7 protein-coding genes are annotated in these 5,280 nt (G+C 57.4%); all 7 read left to right on the top strand.

Annotation, left to right across the window (positions count from 1 at the left end; all coding sequences use genetic code 11):
* Positions 1–71 precede the first annotated feature (71 nt).
* Entirely contained in the window at positions 72–341 is a 270-nt protein-coding gene (locus tag ACILQA_RS09550) for a DUF3572 family protein (protein ID WP_246336984.1), read from the top strand.
* A complete protein-coding gene (locus ACILQA_RS09545; protein WP_395629483.1) occupies positions 338–982 on the top strand; it encodes an HAD family hydrolase in 645 nt (214 codons plus the stop codon). Before ACILQA_RS09550 ends, ACILQA_RS09545 begins: the two co-directional genes overlap by 4 nt.
* Positions 979–1,443 carry a RidA family protein gene (locus ACILQA_RS09540; RefSeq protein WP_395629482.1) on the top strand — a complete coding sequence of 155 codons (465 nt, stop codon included), beginning with the start codon at positions 979–981 and terminating at the stop codon, positions 1,441–1,443. The genes ACILQA_RS09545 and ACILQA_RS09540 overlap by 4 nt, the downstream gene beginning before the upstream one ends.
* Positions 1,443–2,579, top strand: a complete 1,137-nt coding sequence (locus ACILQA_RS09535; RefSeq protein ID WP_395629481.1) for a GNAT family N-acetyltransferase — start codon at positions 1,443–1,445, stop codon at positions 2,577–2,579. The genes ACILQA_RS09540 and ACILQA_RS09535 overlap by 1 nt, the downstream gene beginning before the upstream one ends.
* 180 nt (positions 2,580–2,759) lie before the next feature.
* On the top strand, positions 2,760–3,971 hold the full coding sequence (locus tag ACILQA_RS09530; protein WP_183939010.1) for an acyl-CoA dehydrogenase family protein: 1,212 nt from the start codon (positions 2,760–2,762) through the stop codon (positions 3,969–3,971).
* A gap of 78 nt (positions 3,972–4,049) precedes the next feature.
* Positions 4,050–4,808, top strand: coding sequence for a crotonase/enoyl-CoA hydratase family protein (locus tag ACILQA_RS09525; protein ID WP_395629480.1), 759 nt, complete (start codon positions 4,050–4,052; stop codon positions 4,806–4,808).
* 1 nt (position 4,809) lies between these two features.
* Positions 4,810–5,280 (top strand): AMP-binding protein (locus tag ACILQA_RS09520; protein WP_395629479.1); only part of this gene is annotated, 471 nt, incomplete at its 3' end.

Here is a 5,280-nt window from a genome sequence, read left to right as displayed (position 1 = left end):
TTGTACGCTATGGGTGGTCGGGTGGGGGAGAGGGCTGGTGCCGCGACTTCAAACATGCTTAAGCGAAAGCCATGCATGAAACAAATGGCAAGTTAGACGCATCGGGTATGGCGTTTCAGGCTTTGGCGTGGGCGTTGATGGAAGAAGCACGGGCGGAGCGGCTTTTGTCGCTGACCGGCCTGACACCCGAAGGGCTGCGTAGTTCGATCACCGAACGCGGCACGCAAGCGGCGATATTATCCTTTCTGGAGGCTTATGAGCCCGACCTCATCGCTTGCGCTGCGGTCATCGGGGTGTCCCCGGCATTACTTGTACAGGCACGGCAGGAGTTAGAAGCATGAGTAGGCCATTGCTGATTTCCGATTGCGATGAGGTGCTGTTGCACATGATCGTGCCCTTCCGCGACTGGCTGGACGACGCGCATCATATCCATTTTGACCTCGTCCACGGCGATTGGGGCGAGGCATTGCGCCACAAGCATGATGGCACGGTGGTTGAGCGTGGTCAGGTCTGGGACCTGCTGAACGGCTTTTTCGATACCGAAATGCATCGGCAGCAAGCGATTGACGGCGCGGTCGAAAGCCTCAACCGGCTGCGCGAACATGCCGATGTTGTTATCCTCACCAATTTGCTTGATCACCGCGCAGGGCCACGGACCGAGCAGTTGAAGGCCGTGGGCATCGACGCGCCAGTCTATTGCAACCAAGGCGGCAAGGGCGAGGCACTTGGCCGGATTTTGGACGAATATAAACCCAGTATTGCCGTATTTGTCGACGATCTTGGGCATCAGCATGAGTCCGTTGGCGAACAGTATCCCGACGTCTGGCGGCTGCATTTTGTCGGTGAGCCGTTGCTGTGGGACCGCGTGAAGCCTTCGAAATCTGCGCACGCGCGGCTGGATCGGTGGGCCGACGCAGAAGTTTGGATTAGGGAACGGCTGGTTGCGAATGCGCCAGCGCCCAGTTTGGAAAAGGTAGCATGATGATAGAAGCAAAATTGGCCGAGCTCGGCATTACCCTCCCTGCACCAGCAGCGCCGGTCGCATCCTATGTGCCCGCGGTCGAAGCAAACGGAATGCTGTTCATTTCGGGCCAGTTGCCCTTTGTCGATGGCAAGGTTGTCACCGGCAAAGTTGGCGATACGCGCAGTCTTGAAGAGGGCAAGGCTGCTGCCAAGGCGTGCGGAATCATGCTTATCGCGCAGATGAAAGCAGCGCTTGGCGGCGACCTCGACCGCGTTGAACGCATCGTCAAACTTGGCGTCTTTGTCGCGTCGACCCCTGAATTTACCGACCAACCCGAAGCCGCCAATGGCGCATCGGACCTGATGGAAGCGGTGTTCGGCGACGCAGGCAAGCATGCACGTGCGGCCGTCTCCGTCCCTGCATTGCCACGCGATGCAACGGTCGAAATCGACTGTGTGGTAAAGGTTCGCGCGGCTTAATGACCGACGGCGTCACCGCCGAACTCTTGAGCAAGGTCAGCGATATTCCCGCGGACCAGTGGGACGCGCTGAACCCGCGGGGTAATCCGTTTGTGGCCCACGCGTTTTTGGCGGCGTTGGAGGAATCGGGCAGTGTGGGTCCCGGCACGGGCTGGTCGCCTGCGCCGATCATGATTCGCGATGCGGGCGGCATTCCCGCCGCTGCGCTGCCTGCATATCTTAAGAGCCACAGCCAGGGCGAATATGTGTTCGACCATCATTGGGCGGATGCGTTTGAACGGGCGGGCGGGCAATATTATCCCAAGTTGCAGATTGCCGCGCCATTCTCGCCCGTGCCCGGGCCGCGATTGTTGTTGCGCGATCCAGCGCTTGCGCCAACGATATTGGCCGCCGCTGAAGCGGTCGTGGACCAAAATGGCCTGTCGTCTGCGCACGCAACTTTTGTTGAAGAGGGCGAGCTCGATGCATTTCGTGCGGCGGGATGGCTGACGCGCATCGGCACGCAATTTCATTGGCAAAACCGGGATTATGCAGACTTTGACGGTTTCTTGTCCGTATTGTCGTCACGCAAGCGCAAGGCCATTCGCAAGGAACGTGCAGCTGCGCAATCTGCGGTGCGCATTGCGCAAATCAGCGGGGCGGACATTACGGCTGATGACTGGGATGCCTTTTGGGTATTTTACCAAGATACCGGTGCGCGCAAATGGGGGCAGCCTTATCTGACGCGCGCGTTTTTCGACCGCATCGGGGAAAGCATGCAGGACAGCATCGTACTGTTCCTCGCTTATGATGGCGACCGGCCGATTGCCGGTGCACTAAACTTTGTTAGCCCGGATTGCCTCTATGGCCGTTATTGGGGCTGCACCCGCGACGTGCCGTTCCTGCATTTTGAACTATGTTATTATCAGGCCATTGATTACGCGATCGCGCATGGCCTGCCCCGTGTTGAGGCGGGCGCGCAGGGTGAGCATAAGCTCGCACGCGGATATGAGGCTGTGCCTACATATTCGGCGCATTATATCGCCAATGCGGGCTTTCGTTCTGCGGTCGCCGATTTCCTTGCCCGTGAAAGTCAGGCGATGGAACGGCAGATAGAGTTTCTGGGCGAAATGGCGCCGTTTAAGCGGAAAACATAACGCCTCTTACTGCGCATTGTCATCCCCGACTTGATCGGGGATCCATGGCCTAAGTGCACGGTTATGGATTCCCGCTTTCGCGGGAATGACAATGAAGTTTAAGCTGAAGAGAAATCGGAATCTCGCGCTTGCAATCACCTCTTTAATCGCGCAATTAAATAGGCGAGAGAGGAATCAGCCATGAGCAAACCAAGTCCCCAAGAATTAGCGGATTTCGAAAAGCAGTGCGATGCGTGGTTCGCCGAAAACACGGTCCGCGACCCGGGCTTTATGTTGCCGCTGACCTTCATGGAAGTTTCCACTGATCAGCAGTTCGATTTTCTGCGTGACTGGCAGCGCAAGGTTTATGAGGCTGGCTATTTCGGCATGTCCTGGCCCACCGAATATGGCGGCTATGGCATGCACCCCGAATATCAGCGGATCGCCACACGTGTCATGAAAAGCCATGACGCGCCGATCATGCTGAACGCGATTGCGAACGGCTGGACGGGGCCATTGCTGCTCGACATTGGCCGCGAAGAGGACAAGCGCCGCTTCATTAAGCCGATGCTCTCGGCAGAAGAAATCTGGTGCCAAGGCTTTTCGGAACCAGAGCATGGCTCCGATCTTGGCAGTGCGCAGACCAAAGCGGTGCGCGATGGCGATGAATATGTCATCAACGGTTCGAAGATCTGGACATCATTGGGCGACCGCGCCGATTATATGATCCTGCTAGCGCGGACATCGAATGATGGGCCCAGCAAATATGCAGGGCTTTCGTTCTTCCTCGCGCCGATGAAGATCCCCGGCGTTGAAACGCGTCGCTTGAAGAAATTGACGGGCGAATATGGTTTCACCCAATGTTTCTTCACCGATGCCCGCATTCCAGCGTCAGGCCTCGTCGGCGAAGAAGGGCAGGGCTGGATGGTCGCGATGAAGACGCTTGAGTATGAACGCGGCGCGAAGGTCAATCCGGTCGGTGGTTATTTCGTCAAGGAAATGGACGTCATGGGCGTCATCGATATGGCGCGCTCGGCGAAGCGCGGCGGCAAGCCTGTGCTCGACGATCCCGTCATGCGCGACAGGCTGGTCGATTATATGATCGAAATTCAGGCGCTGAACCTCAACAATCAACGCCGCCGTATGGCACCGCTGACCAGTGACCGTCCGATGGGCCTTGCGCTCATGAACAAGCTGGCGCGTACTGAGCTGGTGCGCGAGCTCACCGAATTCTCGCTCCAGTTTCAAGGAACGCGCGCGGGCTATTATGTCGGTGACGAAAATGCGGTCGATGACGGCTATTGGCATCGGTCTTACCTGAACAGCTTTTCCGCCACCATCGGCGGGGGCACCAGCCAGATCCAAAAGAATATCATCGGCGAACATGTGCTTGGTTTGCCCAAGGGGCGGTGAGCGATGTTAAATACCGTAGCCCTGAGCCTGTCGAAGGGCGCTTCTACGGCGGGCACGGTTTTTGTTTAGGAGAATGCAATGTCTGAAGTCCTAACCCAAGCGCAGGACGGCGTCCTGATCATCACCATCAACCGTCCGGAGGCCAAGAACGCCGTTAACCAAGCGGTCGCGCAAGGCGTCGCTGCGGCTATGGAGCAGCTTGACAATGATAAGAGCCTGAATGCGGGTATCATCACGGGCGCTGGCGGCACATTTTGTTCTGGCATGGACCTGAAGGCGTTTCTGCGCGGCGAGTTGCCCAGCATTAAGGGCAAGGGTTTTGCCGGGTTCATCGAATCCCCGCCTGCAAAGCCATTGATTGGCGCGGTTGAGGGCTATGCACTGGCCGGCGGTATGGAAATCGCCATCGCATGTGATTTGTTGGTGGCGAATGACAAGGCACAGTTCGGCATACCTGAGGTGAAGCGCAGCCTGGTTGCGGCAGCAGGTGGCTTGCTCACCTTGCCATCGATTATCGGCAAGCGCATGGCGATGGAGCTCGCGCTGACGGGTGATTTTATCTCGGCACAGCGGGCGTATGAGGTGGGCTTTGTGAACCGTGTAACGGACGGCGCCGCGATTGATGCAGCGCTTGAGCTTGCGGCCAAGGTTGCAGCGAATGGTCCGCTCGCGTTGATTGCGACCAAGCGCGTAATCAATGAGCGTCCGGATTGGAATTCGGCGGAGATGTGGAAGAAGCAGAATGAAATCTGCGGCCCCGTCTTCACCTCGAAGGACTCGCGTGAGGGCGCACTCGCCTTTGCCGAAAAACGCAAACCTAACTGGCAAGGGGAATAATATGGGCCACCCCGCCGTTCACGCACGGGCTTTCCCTGATAAACCTGCCGTCATCATGGCGGGATCGGGTGAGACGATAACGTATAAGCAGCTTGACGAACGTTCCAACCAGTGCGCGCATTTGTTCCGCAGCCTGGGGCTGCAACATGGCGATACGGTTGCATTCTGTTTGGAAAACCGCGCAGAGTTTTTCGACCTTGTCTGGGGTGCGCAGCGCGCCGGGCTGATTTATGTCGCGATCAGTTGCCGTCTGACAGCATCGGAAATCGACTATATCTTGAACGATAGCGGATCAAAGGCTCTGTTTGCATCACCTTATTTGGGTGCGACGCTGGATCAGCTTCAAAGTCCTGTAAAGCGGTTCATTCTTGGTGGGGAACATGCCGGCTGGGAAAATTATGCAGCCGCCGTTGCGAAACTGCCGACTTCGCCCATCGCCGATGAACGCGCGGGCACCGACATGTTGTACAGT

The organism is Sphingorhabdus sp. (assembly GCF_044239005.1).
GTDB lineage: Bacteria > Pseudomonadota > Alphaproteobacteria > Sphingomonadales > Sphingomonadaceae > Sphingorhabdus_B.
The sequence above is the reverse complement of the archived record's forward strand: the minus strand, read 5'-3'. Positions and strand labels throughout refer to the sequence as shown.